The organism is Cupriavidus sp., from assembly GCF_057315035.1.
On sequence record NZ_DBHKYV010000004.1, the window covers coordinates 266,548 to 286,612 of the forward strand.

Here is a 20,065-nt window from a genome sequence, read left to right on the forward strand (position 1 = left end):
TTCCAATGGCGCGTCAGCGGTGACGCAGGCGCGGATTGGCCACGATGCCGCAGACGTCGGCCAGCGTGACGAGAATCAGGTAGGCCACGCAGAAGATCATGGCGCACACCTGAACCACGGGCATGTCGCGCTGCGACACGCTATCGACCATCAGCTTGGCAATGCCAGGGTAGTTGAAGATGGTCTCGACGATGATCACGCCGCCCAGCAGGTACGACAGGCTCAGCGCCACGGCATTGGCAATCGGGCCGATCGCGTTGGGCAGCGCATGGAACAGAACCATGCGCGCCGGCGAGGCGCCCTTGAGCCGCACCATCTCGATGTACGGAGCGTTGAGCTGGTCGATCACGGCGGCACGGGTCATGCGCAGCATCTGCGCCACGATCACACAGCACAGGCTCATCACGGGCATGGCCAGGGAGCGGAGCAGCGTCTGCCATGAATCGCCTTCGCTCACGTAGGCCAGCGCCGGCAGCCAGCGCAACTGCACCGCGAAGAGCAGCACGGCCAGTGTGGCGACCAGGAACTCCGGGATGGACACCACCGCCACGGAGCCGATGCTGACCGCGCGGTCGAACCATGTGCCGCGGTACACGGCAGCCAGGATGCCTAGCCCCAGGGCCACGGGTACCGAGATCAGCGCGGTCAGGCCGGCGAGCAGCAGCGAGTGCGGCAGACGACCGCCAATAGTGTCGGTGACCGGCATGCCGGTGACTATCGATGTGCCTGCCGACCCCTTCAGCATGCCGCCGAGCCAATGCGCGTAGCGCACCGGCGCCGGCACATCCAGACCCATCTGCGCGCGCAGCGCAGCCAGGGCCTCGGGGGTGGCGTCCTGCCCGAGTTGTTCCTGGGCGGCATCGCCGGGCAATACCGCGGTGATGGCAAAGACGATCACGGAAACGGCCAGCAGCGACAGCACCGCCAGCCCCAGGCGGCGCGCCAGCAAGCGCAGGATGAACTGATTCACGATACCTCCTACACGCGTGGCGTTACGCCGCCAGCCAGACATGCTCGGCGAACGAGTAACCCATCAGGCCACCCAGCGGCACCGGCGACAGGCCCTTCAGGCGCTTGTTGAACCCGTCGACCGAGGCGACGAATAGCGGGATGCCGATACCGGCGTCCTGGCGGATCATCGTCTGCATGTCGGCATACATCTGCTTGCGCTTGGCCACGTCGGTTTCCGCGCGCGCGGCCAGCAGCAGCGCATCGAACTTCGGATCCTTGTAGCGCGATTCGTTCCACGTGGCATCGGACTTGAAGAACTGCGTGAGCAGCGTGTCGGCGCTGGCGCGGGGGTTGACGGTGCCAAAGCCCACGGGGCTATTGAGCCAGTGGTTGGACCAGTAGCCGTCGGCCGGCATGCGCTTGACTTCCAGATTGACGCCGGCCTGGCGTGCGCTCTGCTGCAGGATCTGCGCCATGTCCACGGAATACAGCGCGGCCGGCGATGCCACCACCGGGATTGCCGTGCTGCCGATATTGGCCTTCTTGAGATGGAACTTGGCCTTCTCGGGATCGAACGCCGTTTGCGGCAGGCCTGCGAAGTAGAAGCGGTTGGTCGGGTCGATCGGCTGGTCATTGCCCAGCACGGCATGACCCATCGCAATGCTCTTCTTCATCAGCTCGCGGTCCAGCAGCAGCTTCATGCCTTGCACGAAGTCCGGGTTCGCGCCCGGGCCGCTGTCGCGCCGCATGATGAGGTCCGTGTACTGGCCGGACTGCGTCACGAAGATGTCGGTGTTGGGTGCACCCTTGACGCGCGGCGCCGAGCGCGGATTGATCGACGCGACGAGGTCAAGGTCGCCCGACAGCAGCGCGTTGACGCGTGCGCCTTCGTCGCCGATGCCGACGAATTCGATCTCGTCCAGATATGGCTTGCCGGGCTTCCAGTAGTTGTCGTTGCGTACCACCAGCGAGCGCACGCCCGGGCGGAACTCCTTGAGCTTGTACGGGCCAGTGCCGATGCCCTGGTTGAAGTCCGTCGTGCCGGCGCGGACGATATGGAAGTGGAACGTGCCGACGATAACCGGGAAGTCCGCATTCGGCGCGGTCAGTACCACGGTCACTTCATTGGGGCCGGTGGCCGTGGCGCTCTTGATCTGGTCGGCCAGCGATTTGGCCTTGGACGCGGTGGCGGGGTCCTTGTGGCGCAGCAGCGAGAACACCACGTCCGCCGGCGTCAACGCCTTGCCGTCATGGAAGGTGACATCCCTGCGCAGCTTGAAGACCCACGTGACGGCGTCTTGCGTGGCGAACGACACGGCCAGCGCCGGCTGGGGTGCCAGCGTGGGGTCGAGTTCGGTCAGCCCGTTGTACAGCATCGTGCCGCGACAATAGTCGGTCTTGTTCGATTGCTTGGCGGGGTCGAGCGTGTCGGCGGCGGAGGCATTGTCGCCCGCCACGCGGATGCGGCCACCGCGGCGCGGTGTCTGCGCGTGGGCGGACACGGCCACCCCAGCCAGGGAGCCCGCCAGGGCGGCTTGCATCCCGCCGGCGGCCAGCAGCTTGAGAATGTCGCGCCGCGTGGCGCCGCGCTGCAACGCATGCATGATTCGGGTCGATTCGGTGGGACCGACGAAGTCTTCCAACGGCTTCTTGTCAAACATGGCGATAGCTCCTGTAGGGGGCGGAGTGTTTTCGGGAGGGGTCTGTTGAGTCGTGACAGATCAGGACACGGCGTCCTTCATCTTGTAGTAGAGGCCGACGGCGGGCAGGAACCAGGGCGGTCCGACATGACCGGGAATGGCTGGCCAGTCGCGCCCGCGCCATGGGTTGGCGTTTGCTTCGCCAGTCATCACGCGGGCCATGCACTGGCCCATGTGCACTGACATCTGTGTGCCGTGTCCACTGAATCCCATGGCGTAGTACAGCCCGTCGCGTTCGCCGGCGTGTGGCAGACGGTCCTGCGTCATGTCGACCAGGCCACCCCAGCAGAAGTCGATGTCCACATCGGCAAGCTGCGGGAAGGTTTCGAGCATGCCGGCGCGCAGGATGGCACCGCTGCGCGCATCGGACTGCGGGCTCGATACGGCAAAGCGTGCACGGCCACCGAAGATCAGGCGATGGTCGGGCGACAGGCGGAAGTAGTGGTGGACGTTGGCGGTCGTGACATAGGTGCGCTGGCCGGCCAGCAGCGCTTGTGCGCGGGCCTCGCCCAAGGGGGCAGTAGCGATGATGAAGCTGCCAATCGGTACGATGCGGCGGCGCAGCCAGCCAAAGCTGCCATAGCCGCCATGGCGGGTGGCGCCGGTGGCCAGCAGCACCTGGTCAGCTTGCACGGTGCCGCGCGGCGTCTGAATACGGTGCGTGTGGCCGGTGCCGACGCGCGTAAGCCGTTGCACCGGCGTGTCGAGATGGATCGCCGCGCCATGACGCACTGCAGCGTCGGCCAGGCCAAGCGCAAAGCGGCCCATATGCATCTGTGCGCTTTTCTTGTAGAGCAGGCCGCCGTGATAGCGGTCGCTGGCCACTTCGGCGTGCACGCGCGCCGCATCCATCAGTTCGACGTCGGCATCCACGCCATCGCGCAGCAGCCGCTCGGCACTGCGGGCCAATGCGTCCAGATGCGCCGGGCGCGAGGCCAGCTTGAGTTTGCCGCGCCGCACGAAATCGCAGTCGATGCGTTCGTCACGCACGATCGACTCGACCGTGTCCACTGCGGTGTCGTAAGCGTGATACCAGGCACGCGCCTGCGCGGCGCCGACGCGCGCCGCCAGCGTGGCGTAGTCGACGGCCAGGCCGTTGTTGACGTGGCCGCCGTTGCGGCCCGATGCCTCGCCGGCCGGGCGGCTACCTGCTTCCAGCACGATCACGCGGGCGCCGCGGCGTGCCAGCCCGAGCGCGGCCGACAGGCCGCAGAAGCCGCCGCCCACGATGGCCACATCAACATGGGCCGGCAATGCGTCGGACGTGCCGACGAATGCCGGGACGCCTTCTTTCCAATAGCTATCGAGCTTCATTTCAGTCACGTCAGTCACGTTTAGGCGCCGCGGGCATCGTGCGGCCGAGGCCGGAAAGCCTGGCTCGCAAGGCACCGTTTGCGGCCTGCGTCATCACGTTGAAATTGAAGCATGCATATCCGAAGACTTTATTGGGTTCTTGACGCCCCCACAGCGATTACTGCGGTTTCGGACCGGGCATTCGGCATTGCCTGCCATGGGCACGACGCGCGTGCATGTGCACCGCAAAAATCTCCGGGATAACCCGTGGTTTGCACGGCTACGGTGCGTACGGGCAGGACAAGCATTTTTTCCTATCTTGACCCACCGCTTCATCGCATCATGGCGGCTTCCTGAATCCATACTGGCTGTGTCGTGCACGCCATGCATTCCGCAATGACTCCCGCACAACGTGCTGGCAGCGCTGCCAGCGTCCGCGCGATGGTGCAAAGCGATCTCCCCGAGGCGCTCGCGCTCTCCGAGTTGGCAGGCTGGCCGCATCGCCTGCGCGACTGGAAGCTCCTGTTCGAAATCGGCGAAGGCCGCGCTGTGCAGGTCGACGGCAAGATCGTCGGCGTGGGTATGCGCTGGCTATGGGGCCAGTACGAAGCATCGCTGGGCCTGGTCGTGGTGCATCCGGATTGGCGCGGGCGCGGTCTGGGGAAGCAATTGCTGCAGGCGCTCTGCGCGGGGCTGGAGTCGCGTGCCACGCGCATGCACGTGGCGTTGCCGGTGCCGGATTGGGCGGCCGCCCTGGGGTTTGCGCAGGTCGGAGAAATTACACGCTTCGAAGGCAAGGCCGTGCAGCCGCCACTGGTGGCGCTGCCGGACGGCGCGCGGCTGCGCCCGGCGGGACGCAAGGACCTGCCGCTGCTGGCCGAACTGGACGCGCGTGCCACTGGCATGACGCGCGAACGGATGCTGCAGACATGGTTGCCCGGCGCGCTGGGCGCGGTGGTGCTGGATCACCGTGATGGCGCACAGGGATTCGCGATGATGCGTCGCTTTGGACGCGGCGCGGTGATCGGCCCGGTGGTGGCGCCGTGCGAGGACACCGCACGCGCGCTGGTGGCGCACCTTGCCGCACTGGCCGATGGCCGCTTCCTGCGGCTTGACGTGGTTGCCGGGCCGGACCTGCGCGAATGGATCACCGGCTTGGGGTTGGAAGAGACCGGCCGAACCGCCGTGCTGCTCAGGGGTGACCGTGGCGTGCGCCCCGATCACTGCTGCTGTGTGGTGCTGGCCGACGAGACATTGGGATAAATGCATGCGTGACGCAGCAACGTTTCTCTACAAGGCCGACCCCGTGCGCGGCGCAACATGGGCCGAGGTATTCGCCCGCGAGGCGCCGCATCTGCGCTTTCGGATGTGGCCCGACGTCGGCGATCCGGCGGACGTGCAGTTCCTGGCCGCATGGGAGCCGCCCGAGGACCTCACGGCATTCCCCAATTTGCAGGTGTTGTTCTCCACCGGGGCTGGCATCGACCAGTTCGATCTGTCGCGACTGCCTGGCCATGTGCCGCTGGTGCGCATGATCGAGCCGGGCATTGTCGAGGGCATGGTCGAGTATGTGACGTTATCCGTACTGGCGCTGCATCGCGACATGCCCGCATACCGACGCCAGCAGGCGCAGGGTGAGTGGCGACCCCTGCAAGTCCGGGCGGCATCGGCTTGCCGGGTTGGTGTGCTGGGCCTGGGCTCGCTGGGGCAGGCGGTGCTGGCGCGCCTGGCATCGTTCGGCTTCGACTGCGCCGGCTGGGCGCGTTCCGCGCGACAGATCGATGGCGTGCAGACGTTTGCCGGCTGGCCCGCGCTCGATGCGTTCCTGGCGCGCACCGACATCCTGATATGCCTGCTGCCGCTGACCGACGAGACGCGCGGCATGCTCGATGCCGGGTTGTTCGCCAAGCTCCCAAGAGGGGCTGGGCTGGTCCATGTTGGCCGCGGACAGCATCTGGATGCGGCGGCCTTGTTGAGGGCGCTGGACGATGGCCAACTGGGCGACGCCGTGCTCGACGTGGCGGAACCGGAACCCCTGCCGGCCGGGCATCCGCTGTGGCGCCATCCGCGCGTCTGGATCACGCCGCACGTGGCCAGCATGACGCGGCCTGATACTGCCGCGCGCGTGGTGCTCGACAATCTGCGCCGCCTGCGCGACGGCGAGCCCATGCTGGGCCTGGTGGATCGTACGAAAGGATACTGACGCGCCGGATGTGGCGGTTGCTTACTCCCCGAGGCCCGGGGAGAATGCTATCCAGTTAAGTCTGTCATTAGGAAACATGGTTGCGCCTATCAAACTCGATCGTCTGGACCTTCGCATACTGGCTCATCTGCAGAAGAACGGGCGGATGACCAATGTGGATCTCGCGGAAGCGGTCGGCCTGTCAGCCAGCCCGTGCCTGATTCGCGTCAAGCGGCTCGAGCAGGCGGGCTATATCGGCGGGTACAGCGCACAGATCCGCATGGACAAACTCGGTGACATCCTGACGGTGTTCACCGAGGTCACGCTGCAGGACCATCATCGCGAGGACTTCGCGCATTTCGAGAAGGCGGTGGCCGCGGTCGACGAGATCGTTGAGTGCCACCTGGTGAGCGGAGGGTATGACTACCTGCTGAAGTTCATCACGCGCGGCGTGAACCACTATCAGGAACTGATGGAGAGCCTGCTCGAAAGCAATATCGGCATCGAGAAGTATTTCAGCTTCATCGTCATCAAGTCGCCGTTCATCAAGACCCACTATCCGATCGAACGGCTGTTCCCGTCGGACTGACCCCGTCGGACTGACTACCGAGCCCCGTGGAAACGGGGCATGCGGCAGGCAGGTCAACTCGCAGTTCAGCCCGTAAGTCGGCCCGCAACTTATCCCATCACGACGTACACCTTGCGTACGGTCTCGCGGATATCCCACACGCCAACGGTATTGGCGGGAAAGAACAGCGTGTCGCCCGCACGAATCTCGCGCGCGGTTCCGCCGGCGGGCGTGAACGTGCAGGCGCCGCTGAGGATATGCATGACTTCGGCATTGGCAAGCTGCCGCTCGAAGCGGCCCGGGGTGCATTCCCACAGGCCGGAGCGGTTCTCGCCCGCGCCGTCGAGCGCGACTTCCAGCGATGCGGTCTCGCAGGCGGGCTGGCTCAGCGGACGCGCTACCGCGCCGCTGGAGGTCAGGCCTTCGGCCTGGGCGGAGTTGGAAAGGATGACGATGGACATGGGGGCAGGGAATCTGGCAGAGAATCGGGCAGGGTGATCGGGCGGGGTGGAATGTCACGGTTTGCCCGGCCGTGGGGCCGGGCAAACCGTGCAGTACTTACTTGCCGGCTTCTACCGCATCGGCCAGTTCGGCCAGCGTGTGGAAGTGGTAGTCAGGGACGGTGTGGGCCGATTCAATGGTGCCGCCGGAGCCTTTCTGCGCATGACGGCGCTCGATCCAGCAGGTGGTGATGCCGAGTTGCCTGGAGATGCCGATGTCGTGGTACTGGCTTTGCGCGACATGCAGGTTGTCGGCCTGCTTGTAGCCCCAGGCGCCTTCGTAGCGGCCGCGTGCGTAGGCAAAGTAGCGCGCATCGGGCTTCTCGCAGATCGCGTCGTCGCAGCTCAGTTCCAGATCGAACGGGTTGTCCAGTGTCTGCGCAAAATGGCGCAGCGCCCAGGTCTGGGCGTTGGTCATCGTCACCAGCTTGAAATGCTTGCGCAGGCGCTTGAGTGCTTCCACCGAATCGGGGAACGCCGGCCAGCGGGCCACGGAATCCCGGAAGCCGCGGGCGATTTCGTCCGACGCGGGCAGGCCCAGGCCCGGGGCGATGGCTTTCCAGCAGCGCTCCAGATCGTCCGGATACCACGTCGTGTCAGGGCTCTTGCGTGCCTGGCGGTAGGCGGCCAGGAAGTCCTCGTCGCTGAGCTTGGCGTCGGGGGCGACGCTGCGCAGGTAATCGAGCATGCCGCGTTCGAAGTCGATCAGGGTGCCGACTACGTCGAAGGTCAGGACTTTAAAATCTTTCAGACTCATGGGTGCACTCGCTCTTCAAGGGATAGGGGAGGGTGGAACTTGCCGGCCGCGCCTGCGGCACTCTGAAACTGCCGCGGGGTGAGTCCGCAGGCGTTTTTCATGCAAAGCGCCAGATGACTCTGGTCGTAAAAGCCGCATGCTTGCGCCGTCACCGCTGGTGAGTGGCCCAGCTTGAGCATCGATGTCGCGCGCGTCAGCCGTGCACCGCTGATGTACCGGTGCGGTGGCATGCCAAGCGCCTGGCGAAATACCGTGATGAAACGGCTGACACTGAGGCGGGACAGCTGCGCGAGCTGGTCGAGCTTCAGCCGTTCGTCCAGATGCAGGTGGATGTATGCCAGCGCGGCAGCCAGGCGCGGATTGTTCTCGCACGGCGGCGGGCGATCGGCGAAGGGGTTTGCGGGGGCGCTAGCAAGGGCTTTCATAACCCTCAGCATAAGAGCAACCCCACCGCGCTTAACGCTGATGTTGCCGGCTCATTCCGCATCGAATTGCAAAGTCACCGGCCCCGGGAGCAGAATCTTTGTTGGCTGTTAATGTGACCCATGAAGCCCAGCTAGTTGCTCAGTTGTTGCCTCCATCGTTCGGCTCCTGAGGCTCTTGCAGCAAGTGCCCGTACGCGTCGATTTCCTTCTGGATGCGTGCCTCGCTTGCAGCAATTGCCTCCGGGCTGATTTCGCCATCGACGAATTCGACCGACACCCGTTTCACGCGTGGGTCCTTGTCGACGATGCCTTGCAGGACCTTGTCGAACAGTTTTTCTCCTGCCTTGATGCCCAGCGACCGCGGCACCAGCACCTTCACCAGCAGGATTTCGTTCTCGCCGGTGCCTTGAGCCACGCCAGCGAGTTCTGCCTTCAAATAGCTCTTCAGCTTGAGGACGCTCAGGTCGCCAGGGATCGCAACGTGCGATACCCGTATCGATTTCTTGTCCATGTCTTGTAATTGCTTGGTGGTTGACAGGCGCTGAATATACCAAGGTGCGTGTTGGGTCTGACTGTTGCGGGGGGCGCAGGCATGCCAAAGCATGATGGCAGCAGCCGAATCTTCTATTTCACGCTCTTCCAGTGCGGTGGATAAGATCGTCTACAGGGATGGCGCATGACGCCCGTCCACAAAACAACTATCTGGAAGAGACATGAAACGCTTGTTCATCAAGGCGGGGGTGGCGCTCGCACTTTTTTCTGTCGGTGCGTACGCCCAGCCTGCATACCCAGACCACCCGATACGCCTCGTGGTCGGTTTCGCCGCAGGTGGCAGTACTGACCTGGTTGCGCGGATCGTCGCCAACCGGATGAGCATCTTGCTGGGGCAGGCGGTTGTGGTCGAGAACAAGGCTGGAGCAGGAGGGACGATTGCCACCGACGGCGTGGCGAAGAGCAAGGCAGACGGTTACACGCTGCTGTTTGGCACCAGTTCCCACGCCATCAACACTACGCTGTACAAGCGTCTCGCGTACGACCCCAACGATGTCGTTCCGGTTTCGGTGGTTGCCTCAGTGCCGATGGTGTTGGCTGTGAATACTTCGGTCAAGGCCAATACCGCGAAGGAGCTCGTCGACGAGATCCGGAAGAACCCGGGCAAATACAGCTACGGGTCGGCGGGCAAAGGCAGTGCGTTGCATATGGCTGTGGAGCTGCTTCAGTACCAGGAAAAGCTCGAACTTACACATGTGCCTTTCCGTGGGGCGAGCCAGGCGATTCAGTCTGTCATAGCCGGCGATGTCCAGTTCCTGACCGATGCGGTTTCCACGGCTGCCCCGATGATCCAGACCGGTCGTCTCAAGGCCCTGGCGGTCACTACTGGCACGCGTTCATCGGTCCTTCCCAACGTTCCGACCATGAAGGAAGCGGGGTTCCCCAACTATGAGACTTCGATCTGGAACATGGTCATGGTCCCGAAGGGTACGCCGGCTCCCGTTGTCGAAAAGCTGAGCGTGGCGCTCCAGAGCATCGTCAAAGACCCTGACGTCAAGCAACGGATGCAGAAGATCGGAGTCGAGCCCGTGGTTGGCTCGACTCCGGACAAGGCTGCAGCGTTTGTGCAGGCTGAGACCAAGCGCTGGGCCGAAGTCATCAAGAGCGGCAACATCCAGCCCGAATAAGGCCGGGGTCGCGCTTCTAGTTGCCGATCCAGGTTGCTCCCGGCCACGCCCCGTCAAGCACCAATCGCTTCATCAGCGTTACGAGCTCTGAAGCGGCGAAGGCCGAAGCGGGAGACGGCCGGCGGCTGGACGATGTGGCCATGACGATGCGTCGTGAAAGGTTGGGCGTGACGATGGGTACGCCGGACAGGGTTCCGTTCTCGAGTTCTTCAGACACCGCCGAGCTGGGTAGCACGGTGTATCCAAAGCCTTTGGCGACGAGGTCCTTCTGAACGCTGAGGGCGTTTGTCTCGACTGCAATCGTTGGCGTAATCCCTGCCACCGCGCATGCATGCTCCACAACGCTGCGCAGGCCGTGGGGGGCGTTGGGAAGCACCAGCGGGAGCTCCCTGAATTGCATTACCGACTGATGTGAACCCGCTTCAAGTGCGCCTGGCGGCCCGATCAGGAAAAGCTGTTCATCCAGTAGCGCTTGGGCAACCAGCATGGAGGATGATTTTGTGTCGTACAGCAATGCAACCTCAACATCACCAGCCTCCAGCCACTGGAGCACGTTGCCCGCGTACCCGGCATTGAGGCGGACAACGATTTGCGGATGTTTCGATTTGACCGTTGCAACCAGTTCGGTGGCCAGCAGTTCGCAAGTGCTCGGCAGCAGCCCGATTGCAGCAGTGCCTGACAGGACGCTGGCCGAGGGGCGTATTTCGGATTTTGCGCGGTCGAGTTCCTGGAGCGCACGCCTTCCGTATTCGACCATGGTTTTCCCGGCCTTTGTCAGGACCATGCCATGGCGCTCGCGCTCGAAAAGTTCGACGCCAAGCTCTTCTTCCAGCAGCCGTACGTGGCGGGAAACCGCTGGCTGAACAATCCGCAGCAAATCCGCGGCTTTCGTGGCGCTACCTGTCTCGGCGATTGCCAACAAGGCGCGTAGCTGCTTGATATCCATGAATTTCCGTTCCCTTTCGTTGCCATTCAGCTTTGTGATTGTGACATCAAAATATTCTATTTAGTGACACAAGCCAATCAAAACTATGATGGCAACGCTGTTCCCACCCGATCTATTTGCCCACTATGACCAGTCCAAACTCTGAGCCGCTTGCGTGGCAAGAGGCCATCTTCCAGGCCTTCAAGGAAAACAATGTCCAGCAGGTGGCATACGTGCCCGATGCTGGCCACTCTCATGCGATAAAGCGCGCCAAGGCGGATCCGGAAATCCGCGACGTGGTGTTGACCACGGAGGAGGAAGGCGTGGCCGTGGTGAGCGGTGCGTGGCTGGGCGGTCAGCGTGCCGTCCTGCTGATGCAGAGCAGCGGCGTGGGCAACTGCGTGAACATGTTCTCGCTGCTCGATAGCTGCCGCTTCCCGTTCTTCACGCTGGTGACCATGCGTGGCGAGTATGCGGAGTTCAATCCGTGGCAAAACCCGATGGGCCTTGCAACGGAGCGCGCGCTCGAACTGATGGGTATCACCGTGTACCGCGTGAACTCGCCGGAAGAGGCTGCGGAACTCGTAGATGCCGGCCTGGCCTCGGCTTTCGATGCAGGCAACCGTGTTGCCGTTCTCCTCTCCCAGAGCCTCATCGGCCGTAAAAAGTGGATGCGCTGAATCATGACTACCTCGACTCCCAAGACTGGCATTGATCGCCGCAAGTTCGTTGCCGAACTGCTCAAGCAGTTTCCTGATGCCCTGGTGGTGACAGGCCTCGGTTCGCCCTCGTACGACGTATTCGCAGCTGGCGATCGTCCCGGCAATTTTTACCTGTGGGGTGCCATGGGCGGATCCACCTCGCTGGCCCTCGGCCTGGCTATTGCGCAACCGGAGAAGCAGGTAATCGCCATCACTGGCGATGGCGAGCAACTGATGGGCATTGGCAGCCTGGCCACTGCCGCCGCACAGAAGCAGAAGAACCTGGCCATCGTGATTCTTGATAACGGCCACTTTGGCGAGACCGGCATGCAGCAGAGCCACACCAGCCTGGGAACCAACCTGGCGCAGGTTGCCCGTGCAGTCGGTGTACCGAACACGCTCGAGATCTCCGCTATCGATGAACTGGTCCAGCTCGCCGCGCAGATCAGGAAGGCTGATGGCATGACTGTGGCACAGGTCTATATTTCGACCGAGGAGCCGCAGCGCGCCCTGCCGCCGCGCGACGGCGTCTATGTGAAGAACCGATTCCGCCAGCACCTGGGATTCGAAACATTCTAGGCCCGCAAACTCAACCGGAAGCAAAGCGCCATGAAGCAGTATCCAATGTTCATCGATGGGGCCTTCGTCAATGCGAGCGACGGTCGCTGGTTTGAAACGCTGAATCCGTTCACCGGGAAAGCCTGGGCTGAGGTGGCTCGGGGAAGCCAGGCGGATGTCGAGCGCGCCGTCACGGCGGCCGACAAGGCGTTCCGGACCGGTCCCTGGGCGGACATGACACCGACGCAACGTGGCGCGTTGCTGCGCAAACTCGGCGACCTGATTGCGGCGAATGCCGATCGGCTGGCAGAGACCGAGGTGCAGGACAACGGCAAGCTGCTTGCCGAGATGGGCGCCCAGGTCAGGTATCTGCCGCAATGGTTTTATTACTTTGGTGGCCTGGCGGACAAGGTTGAAGGCTCGGTCGTTCCGCTGGACAAGAAAGGCTACTTCAACTACACGCGGCGTGAGCCTTTGGGAGTCGTGGCGGCCATTACGCCGTGGAACTCTCCGCTGATGTTGCTTGCCTGGAAGATTGCGCCTGCGCTGGCCGCGGGCTGTACTGTCGTGGTGAAACCCTCCGAGTTCACCTCGGTCTCCACGCTTGAATTGGCAATGCTGTTCGAAGAGGCAGGGTTCCCGCCGGGCGTCTTCAACGTTGTGACTGGCTTTGGTGGCGAGGTTGGCTCGCCCCTGGTTACGCACCCATTGGTCAAGAAGGTCACGTTCACTGGCTCTGACGCCACTGGCCGTATCATCAACCAGCAGTGCGCGGCGCAGTTCAAGCATGTTGCGCTTGAACTCGGCGGCAAGTCACCGAACATCGTGTTTGGCGATGCCAATATCGATGACGCCGTGAACGGCGCGGTTTCCGGCATCTTTGCCGCAAGCGGGCAGACCTGCATCGCAGGTTCGCGACTGCTGTTGCAAGAGAGTATTCACGACGAGTTTATCGAGCGCCTGCTGGCGCTGGCGGGTACGGCGAGGCTCGGCAATCCGATGGATGCAAGCACCCAGGTTGGCCCGATCACGACGCCAGCGCAGTACGAGAAAGTGCTGTCCTACATCAGGATCGCGCAGGACGAAGGTGCCAGGTTGCTGCTTGGTGGAAAGCCCGCCTCCCGCGGTGGCCTGTTTGTCGAACCAACCATCTTCTCGAATGTCCTGCCGAAGATGCGCATTGCCCAGGAGGAAGTGTTTGGGCCGGTGCTCTCCATCCTCAAGTTCAAGGATGAGGACGAGGCCGTGGGCATGGCGAATGACAGTTGTTACGGACTGGGTGCGGGCGTGTGGACCTCAGACATCGGACGCGCATTCCGCATGTCCGAGCGTATCCAGGCCGGCACGGTATGGGTGAACACCTATCGGGCGGTCAGTTTCATGTCGCCATTCGGGGGTTATAAGGATTCCGGCCTTGGTCGCGAGAACGGGATCGCAGCCATCGACTCATACCTACACACCAAAAGCGTGTGGGTGAACACCGGCGCGCCTACCGGCAACCCGTTCACCATGCGATAGCCGGGCGTTCGTATCCGGGACTATGCGGCGGGGGCGTTGATGGCGTCGTCGCGACTGCCGCCCGCCGCTTCCGCAGTTTCGATCAATGCATCGATCAGTGCCTTCGCACAGCTAGGCAAGCCATCCAGTTCGCGCACCAGGACTGCCCGTTCCCGAATCGCCCATGGCTCCGGCAATTCCACGATCGCCAGCTTCATGGTCTTGCGGTGCCGCAACGCCGCTGAGAGCGGCAATACGCCCACGCCCACGCCAGCTTCAATCATCCGGCATGCGGCCTCGAAACTGCGAATCTGGATTCGAATCTGGAGTTTCTTGCGCTGGTCGCGCACCAGTTCGGTCAGGAATGCATGGAGGGTGCTGCCCTCATGCAGGCTCACATGGTCGTACTCGAGCGAATCCTCAAACGTTACGCCGCGCTTTTTCGTGAGTGGATGGTCGATCGGTGTTACCAGCACGAGTTTGTCGGTGCTGAAGTGAATGACCTCCAGCCCGTCGGCGGTGATGGGCCCGGATACGATGCCCAGGTCGGCACTGCCATCCAGTACACCCCGAATGATGTCCCGGGTCAGGCGTTCCTGCAGGTCCACGGTTACCGCGTGCCGCTCGGCCATGAAGCGGGCCAGGACCTCCGGCATGAACTCCGTCACTGCCGTCGTATTGGCAAAGATGCGGATGTGTCCGACCGACTCCTTGGAGAACTCCTCGAACTCGCTGCGAACGTGTTCGAATTGCCGTTCGATGACCCGTGCGTGACGCAACAGGCGGTCGCCGGCAGGCGTCAGCGCCAACCCCTTGCTCTCCCGATAAAACAGGCGTGTGCCAAGCTGGTCTTCAAGAGCCTTCAGCCGGGCGCTGGCGGCGGCCGGCGACAGGAAGGCCTTCCTGGCCCCACGGGACAGGTTCTGTTCCTCGGCAATACGGGCAAAGAGACGCAGGTCAGCGAAATCGAAATGCATGAATTTTCCTCCGGCATCACTGTACCAAGTCGTCACTTGGCGCGCAAAACGTTGCGGCTGCCAGCAGTGTATGCGACTGGATGTGTTGCAAGAGGAGTCTGCGTTCCGTCCAGGCGAATGGCTCGTTCCGAACTTTCGAATTGGTTTGCCGCCGTCTCCCGTGCATAGTTGAGTCCCAAGCAAGGAGACCAGAGGAAACGCCATGGATGTTGTGAAGTTCAAGGAATGGGTAGGCAAGACGGCGAATAGCCAGGACGACATCACAGCTTTTCCGGTAAAGGCCCTGGCTGCCACGCTTGACTATGAAGAACAGCCACTGGCGCGTGGCGACGCCATCGCGCCGCTCTGGCACTGGCTCTACTTTCTTCCGGTGCATCGACAGTCCGAAACCGGCTCCGATGGCCACGCATCCCGCGGTGGTTTCCTGCCTCCGATTCCTCTGCCCCGTCGCATGTGGGCGGGTAGCCGACTCGAGTTTCATCAGCCGCTGCGGATCGGCGAGAGCGCCCGGAAGGTGTCGACCATCCTGGATGTCAACGCCAAAACTGGCCGCTCGGGTGCTTTGGCATTCGTCACTGTCGAACACAAGTACTACGGTCAGTCTGGCCTGGCCATCACTGAAGAGCACGACATCGTCTACCGCGAGGCGGCTTCCCCTGACGCACCGGCTGCGGAAGCTGTCGAGGCTCGCCATGACGAGGAGTGGATCCAGGAAGTCGTGACTGATCCTGTGCTCCTGTTCCGCTACTCTGCCTTGACTTTCAATGGTCACCGCATTCACTACGACAAGGAGTACGTGAGTGGCGTCGAGCACTACCCGAACCTGATCGTACATGGTCCGTTGCAGGCCACGCTGCTGCTCGAACTCGTCCGCAACAACCTGCCCGATGCCACCGTGAAGCGCTTCACGTTCCGCGGCGTACGTCCCGCATTTGTTCCGCAGCGCCTTTACGTTTGCGGAAAACGAGATGAAGACGGCAAGTCCGTCGCCCTCTGGATTCGCCACGAAGACGGCGCGCTTGGCATGACTGCCACGGCCGAACTTGCCTGACCCCCGCATACCCCTGGAGACACGTTGTGCTAGACCGCGTCGATGAGTACCAAGAAATCCGTGAAGCTGTCCGCGACCTGTGTGGTCAGTTTTCGTCCGAATACTTTCGCAAGATTGATGAAGTTCGAGGCTATCCGGAAGAGTTCGTCAATGCCCTGACGCAAGCGGGCTGGTTGGCTGCGCTGATCCCGGAAGAGTTCGGCGGCTCCGGGCTGGGTCTTACCCAGGCCTCGGTGATCATGGAAGAAATCAACCGTGCCGGCGGTAACTCCGGTGCGTGCCATGGCCAGATGTACAACATGGGCACGCTGTTGCGTCACGGTTCGGCTGAACAGAAGAAGCTGTACCTGCCGAAGATCGCCAGCGGCGAACTGCGCCTGCAATCGATGGCCGTCACCGAGCCGACTACCGGCACCGATACGACCAAGATCAAGACCACCGCCGTGCGCCGTGGTGACAAGTATGTCGTCAACGGGCAGAAGGTATGGATCTCGCGCGTCCAGCATTCGGACCTGATGATCCTGCTGGCCCGCACCACACCGCTTGACCAGGTGAAGAAGAAGTCAGAAGGCATGTCGATCTTCGTGGTCGACCTGCGCGAGGCCATCGGCAACGGCATGACGGTTCAGCCCATCATCAACATGGTGAACCACGAAACCAATGAGCTGTTCTTCGACAACCTGGAGATTCCTGTCGAGAACCTGATTGGCGAGGAAGGCAAGGGCTTCAAGTACATCCTGGACGGCCTCAACGCCGAGCGTACCCTGATCGCCGCCGAGTGCATCGGCGACGGATACTGGTTTATCGACAAGGTGACCAAGTACGTCAACGAACGCATCGTCTTCGGTCGACCCATTGGCCAGAACCAGGGCGTGCAGTTCCCGATTGCCAAGGCGTTCGTGAACGTGGAAGCCGCGAGCCTGATGCGATTCAAGGCCGCAAAGCTGTTCGATGCCCATCAGCAGTGCGGCGCGGAGGCCAATATGGCCAAGCTGCTGGCCGCTGACGCTTCGTGGGAAGCTGCGAATGCCTGTCTGCAGTACCACGGCGGCTTCGGTTTTGCCGCCGAATACGACGTCGAACGCAAGTTCCGTGAGACCCGCCTGTACCAGGTCGCACCGATTTCCACCAACCTGATTCTGTCCTACGTTGGCGAGCACATCCTGGGCATGCCACGTTCGTTCTGATCCAAAGCGGGTCATATTTTGACCCTTTATCGACCCGCCGTAGGCGGGTCGTTTTTTTTTGCTGGGTTATGCCCTCGGTGTTCTCCCCTCTCCCGCGAGCGGGAGAGGGGCGGGGGAGAGGGCCAGCGGTTCAACCCGAGACAGGTCGCAATTTGAACCTCATGCCCTCTCCCCCAACCCCTCTCCCGCGCCGCGGGAGAGGGGAGCGAAAACCAGCGACGCCGCCGGCTATGCGCTCGCCGGTCACCCATTCGCAAAGCGCGAAAGCGGCGTTCGGAAATGAAAGGTTGTGTAGTGCCACAGGGGCGCGCAATCTAGCGACTGTGCATTGCGCAGCTACGTAAACCCGTCCGCCATCTTTCCGGAGCCGTCCCCGTCATGCTCGAACCTCTGCATTCTCTTCTGTTTGTCCCCGCCGACAGTGATCGGAAACTGCAGGCCTCGCTGCGGTGCGAGGCGGATGCACTGATCTTCGACCTTGAAGACGCGGTACCGGAGCAAGGCAAGGATGACGCGCGACACAAGCTCACCGCATTTCTCGAGTCGCATCGCGACACGATGTCGCCGGCGTTTCTGGTGCGGGTAAATGGCTTGACCTCCGGACACATTCTGCGCGATCTGGCGGCCATCGTGCCATTTCGGCCGGACGCCATCGTCCTGCCAAAATGCCGCAGCGTTGAAGACGTACATCGACTGTGTGACTTTCTCGCTGCCCTGGAGTGTGCGTTGCTCGATGGTGCCTGGGAAACCTCTGTCATCGCCATGGCGACGGAGTCCTCCGAGGGTGTCTTTGGCCTGTCGTCCTATCGCAATGCACCGATGCGGCTAAAAGCGCTGATGTGGGGGGTGGACGATCTGGCGGCTGACCTGGGCGCCATCACGGCGCATAGCCAGGCGGAACTCACGGGTCCGTTCTCGGTGGCGCGCACGATGTGCCTTCTGGCGGCAGCCCAAGCGGGTATTGGTGCCATCGATGCGGTGAGTACGCGGTTGGGCGGTGACACAGACATTGAAGCGGAAGCCACGCTTGCCAAGCGCGATGGCTTTACTGGCAAGGCCGCTGCGCACCCGGACCATGTCGATGCCATCAACCGCGCCTTCGCGCCAAAGGAAGCGGAAATCGCGTGGGCCAGGGATGTGGTGGCAGCGTTTTCCAAGGCAGGCGCTTCCGGTGTCGCGCGCCTGGGCAATGCGATGATCGACCGCCCACATCTGCGCCTGGCACACCGGATCCTGTGTCAGGTAGACGGTATGGATTGAACTGCGGGGTCTTACCCGCCCCCTGTCTGAGCGGCATCGGACAGCGTCAAGCCGCCCAACGTCAGCAACTGGCGGAACAGTGCCAGCCGTTCTGCCTCGGTATCGGCAAGCCTGTCACACACGAAGACATGCTCCGCCATATCGCTGTGCGAGCGCAGCGCTTCGCGGAATTCGTGCTCGGAAATCTCGAGGTGAACGCCGGACAGGATAGCCCTGCCGAGGCCCACGCGTGTCAAGACCACCGCGGGCGGCGTGCCAGCAAGCTCGGCATAGGTGGCGAGTATCGACGTGTCGGCAGGTGGCGTACCTTGGAAATCGAAGCTGCAGCCGCCGTGGTAATGCGTGTAGAGCTCCGTCGGCGGTCCCGGCAGATCCGGGCTCGTGCGTAGCGCGGCGGCCGTTGCGGTACGCGGCGTTCCGTCATAGAGTCTGCCTGCGGTAAGTTCGGGCAGCGAGCCCACGGCTACCGCATCGAGAAAACTCAACTCGCGCGGGCCGCAGATGGCACCGCGCGTTCCGGCGTGGAACGCGATTTCCCGGCAGCCATAGTAGGCGCCCGCGCAGATGCCAAAGTAGCATCCACCGCCTTCGACAAACTGCCGGATGCGGGCGTTGGGAGCGCCGTTGAGCGCCGCGCAGTAGGGCAGGTCGGCCCCGCCCGGCATGACGAACAGGACGGCATCATCGAACAGCGTTGGGTCGTGGCGAATATCCTCGGCCACCACCGCGCGCATTTCGTAGTGCCCGGCAGGGAGCTGGTGCCCGATGGTGCGCATGAGGCATGCCGTCCAGTCGGACGCGCCTTCGTCCACGTAGGTCAGAATCGTTGGTTTCGGCATCGCCTGTCCTGTTGGCTACCTCGCAAGGGTATGCCCACATTTCAGTCCAGTTTTATGCCCGCGTCCAGCACGACTTTCTTCCACTTGCCTGCTTGGGTCCGCATCAGGCTCTCCAGCGCCGCTTCGCTACCACCGGCTGGCTCGAGGTCCATCTCCACGAGACGGCGCTTGATGTCGGGTTCAGCCAGGATCTCGTTGACGGTCTTGTTCAGCTTCGCGGTGATTTCTTTGGGCGTACCAGCCGGAGCGACCAACGCCTGCCAGAAGATCATCTCGAAGCCGGGCAAGCCATTTTCCGACACGGTCTGAAGCTCGGGGTATGCCGTCGCGCGTTTCGAGGTGGTGATGGCCAGCGCCTTCAGCTTGCCGCCCTTGACCAGCGGCATGGCTTCCGGGGCCAATGCCATCATGACCTGCACCTGCCCTGCCATCAGGTCCTGAAGCGCTGGCGCGCCGCCCTTGTAAGGTACATGGACGATATTGGTGCCGGTCGCCTTCTTGTATAACTCCATGCCCAGATGGCTTGGTGTGCCGTTGCCCGCTGACGCGTAGCCTTCCGAGGACGGCCGGCTCTTCAGGTAGCGTGCCAGGTCAGGCATCGAGTTCACCGGCACGTTTGGATTCACCACGATCACACTGGGAATCGAGGTGGCCTGGATAATGGGCGCGAAGTCCTTGGCGGGGTCGTAGCTGAGCTTGCTGTACAGGCTTGGATTGACGGAAAGCCCCGTCATGGTTGCGAACAGCAAGGTGTATCCGTCGGGCGCGGCTTTTGCTACCGCGCTGGCAGCAATGGCTTCACTGGCACCCGGGCGATTGTCGACCACGACCGGCTGGCCAAGCCTGGCGGCGAGCTTTTGGCCGAGCAGGCGCGCCACGCCGTCGGTGGAGCCCCCGGGCGGGTATGGCACCAGCACGCGGATTGGCTTGTTGGGATAGTCAGCGGCACTGGCGAAGGCCGGTGCGCTGAGAAGAGACATTGTGGCAAGTACGGCGGTCGTGAGGCGCTTCATGG

The 20,065-nt window shown here is 62.7% G+C and carries 21 protein-coding genes; 10 read left to right on the top strand and 11 right to left on the bottom strand.

Features of this window, described 5'->3' with window-relative positions; genetic code table 11:
- Positions 1-13: 13 nt before the first annotated feature.
- From ACO550_RS09705 to ACO550_RS09715, 3 genes are read right to left on the bottom strand one after another with little or no spacing between them, the layout of a single operon-like run.
- Entirely contained in the window at positions 14-970 is a 957-nt protein-coding gene (locus ACO550_RS09705; RefSeq protein ID WP_315595218.1) for an ABC transporter permease, read from the bottom strand.
- 22 nt (positions 971-992) lie between these two features.
- On the bottom strand, positions 993-2,612 hold the full coding sequence (locus ACO550_RS09710; protein WP_315595219.1) for an ABC transporter substrate-binding protein: 1,620 nt from the start codon (positions 2,610-2,612) through the stop codon (positions 993-995).
- Positions 2,613-2,672: 60 nt separating this feature from the next.
- Positions 2,673-3,965, bottom strand: coding sequence for an FAD-binding oxidoreductase (locus ACO550_RS09715; protein ID WP_315595238.1), 1,293 nt, complete (start codon positions 3,963-3,965; stop codon positions 2,673-2,675).
- Between the two features lie 375 nt (positions 3,966-4,340).
- On the opposite strand from ACO550_RS09715, the gene ACO550_RS09720 reads away from it, so the two are divergent.
- The 3 genes from ACO550_RS09720 (at position 4,341) to ACO550_RS09730 (ending at position 6,715) form a co-directional block, all read left to right on the top strand.
- The gene (locus ACO550_RS09720) at positions 4,341-5,207 is read left to right on the top strand and encodes a GNAT family N-acetyltransferase (protein WP_315595220.1); all 867 of its coding nucleotides are present in this window, start codon (positions 4,341-4,343) and stop codon (positions 5,205-5,207) included.
- Between the two features lie 4 nt (positions 5,208-5,211).
- A complete protein-coding gene (locus ACO550_RS09725) occupies positions 5,212-6,147 on the top strand; it encodes a glyoxylate/hydroxypyruvate reductase A (protein ID WP_315595221.1) in 936 nt (311 codons plus the stop codon).
- Between the two features lie 76 nt (positions 6,148-6,223).
- Positions 6,224-6,715 (top strand): Lrp/AsnC family transcriptional regulator, encoded by a 492-nt coding sequence (locus ACO550_RS09730; protein WP_315595222.1) that lies wholly within the window; start codon positions 6,224-6,226, stop codon positions 6,713-6,715.
- A gap of 89 nt (positions 6,716-6,804) precedes the next feature.
- On the opposite strand, the gene ACO550_RS09735 is transcribed toward ACO550_RS09730, so the two are convergent.
- The 4 genes from ACO550_RS09735 to ACO550_RS09750 form a co-directional block, all read right to left on the bottom strand.
- On the bottom strand, positions 6,805-7,155 hold the full coding sequence (locus tag ACO550_RS09735) for a cupin domain-containing protein (RefSeq protein WP_315595223.1): 351 nt from the start codon (positions 7,153-7,155) through the stop codon (positions 6,805-6,807).
- 97 nt (positions 7,156-7,252) lie between these two features.
- A complete protein-coding gene (locus ACO550_RS09740) occupies positions 7,253-7,951 on the bottom strand; it encodes an HAD-IA family hydrolase (protein WP_315595224.1) in 699 nt (232 codons plus the stop codon).
- Positions 7,948-8,376, bottom strand: coding sequence for an AraC family transcriptional regulator (locus ACO550_RS09745; protein ID WP_315595225.1), 429 nt, complete (start codon positions 8,374-8,376; stop codon positions 7,948-7,950). Before ACO550_RS09745 ends, ACO550_RS09740 begins: the two co-directional genes overlap by 4 nt.
- A gap of 139 nt (positions 8,377-8,515) precedes the next feature.
- Complete coding sequence (locus ACO550_RS09750) at positions 8,516-8,980, bottom strand: hypothetical protein (RefSeq protein WP_315595226.1); 465 nt, start codon at positions 8,978-8,980, stop codon at positions 8,516-8,518.
- Positions 8,981-9,089: 109 nt separating this feature from the next.
- Here ACO550_RS09750 and ACO550_RS09755 point away from each other — a divergent pair, with 109 nt between their 5' ends.
- On the top strand, positions 9,090-10,055 hold the full coding sequence (locus ACO550_RS09755) for a tripartite tricarboxylate transporter substrate-binding protein (RefSeq protein WP_315595227.1): 966 nt from the start codon (positions 9,090-9,092) through the stop codon (positions 10,053-10,055).
- A 16-nt stretch (positions 10,056-10,071) separates the two neighbouring features.
- Here ACO550_RS09755 and ACO550_RS09760 read toward each other — a convergent pair whose 3' ends face one another.
- Positions 10,072-11,001, bottom strand: coding sequence for a LysR substrate-binding domain-containing protein (locus ACO550_RS09760; RefSeq protein ID WP_315595228.1), 930 nt, complete (start codon positions 10,999-11,001; stop codon positions 10,072-10,074).
- 125 nt (positions 11,002-11,126) lie between these two features.
- Between ACO550_RS09760 and ACO550_RS09765 the strand changes: the two genes are divergently transcribed.
- From ACO550_RS09765 to ACO550_RS09775, 3 genes are read left to right on the top strand one after another with little or no spacing between them, the layout of a single operon-like run.
- Positions 11,127-11,660: a thiamine pyrophosphate-binding protein gene (locus ACO550_RS09765; RefSeq protein ID WP_315595229.1), complete on the top strand. Its 534-nt coding sequence runs from the start codon at positions 11,127-11,129 to the stop codon at positions 11,658-11,660.
- A 3-nt stretch (positions 11,661-11,663) separates the two neighbouring features.
- A complete protein-coding gene (locus ACO550_RS09770) occupies positions 11,664-12,260 on the top strand; it encodes a thiamine pyrophosphate-dependent enzyme (protein ID WP_315595230.1) in 597 nt (198 codons plus the stop codon).
- Between the two features lie 30 nt (positions 12,261-12,290).
- Positions 12,291-13,757, top strand: coding sequence for an aldehyde dehydrogenase family protein (locus tag ACO550_RS09775; RefSeq protein ID WP_315595231.1), 1,467 nt, complete (start codon positions 12,291-12,293; stop codon positions 13,755-13,757).
- A gap of 20 nt (positions 13,758-13,777) precedes the next feature.
- Here the strand turns inward: ACO550_RS09775 and ACO550_RS09780 are convergent, their stop codons facing one another.
- Positions 13,778-14,713: a LysR substrate-binding domain-containing protein gene (locus ACO550_RS09780; protein ID WP_315595232.1), complete on the bottom strand. Its 936-nt coding sequence runs from the start codon at positions 14,711-14,713 to the stop codon at positions 13,778-13,780.
- Between the two features lie 202 nt (positions 14,714-14,915).
- Between ACO550_RS09780 and ACO550_RS09785 the strand changes: the two genes are divergently transcribed.
- From ACO550_RS09785 to ACO550_RS09795, 3 genes are all read left to right on the top strand, one after another.
- The gene (locus ACO550_RS09785) at positions 14,916-15,764 is read left to right on the top strand and encodes an HTD2 family dehydratase (RefSeq protein ID WP_315595233.1); all 849 of its coding nucleotides are present in this window, start codon (positions 14,916-14,918) and stop codon (positions 15,762-15,764) included.
- Between the two features lie 26 nt (positions 15,765-15,790).
- Entirely contained in the window at positions 15,791-16,951 is a 1,161-nt protein-coding gene (locus tag ACO550_RS09790; protein ID WP_315595234.1) for an acyl-CoA dehydrogenase family protein, read from the top strand.
- 378 nt (positions 16,952-17,329) lie between these two features.
- Complete coding sequence (locus tag ACO550_RS09795) at positions 17,330-18,211, top strand: HpcH/HpaI aldolase/citrate lyase family protein (protein ID WP_485994702.1); 882 nt, start codon at positions 17,330-17,332, stop codon at positions 18,209-18,211.
- Positions 18,212-18,222: 11 nt separating this feature from the next.
- Here the strand turns inward: ACO550_RS09795 and ACO550_RS09800 are convergent, their stop codons facing one another.
- Positions 18,223-19,050, bottom strand: a complete 828-nt coding sequence (locus tag ACO550_RS09800; RefSeq protein ID WP_485994704.1) for a BPL-N domain-containing protein — start codon at positions 19,048-19,050, stop codon at positions 18,223-18,225.
- 41 nt (positions 19,051-19,091) lie between these two features.
- The gene (locus ACO550_RS09805; protein WP_315598660.1) at positions 19,092-20,063 is read right to left on the bottom strand and encodes a tripartite tricarboxylate transporter substrate-binding protein; all 972 of its coding nucleotides are present in this window, start codon (positions 20,061-20,063) and stop codon (positions 19,092-19,094) included.
- Positions 20,064-20,065: the final 2 nt, after the last annotated feature.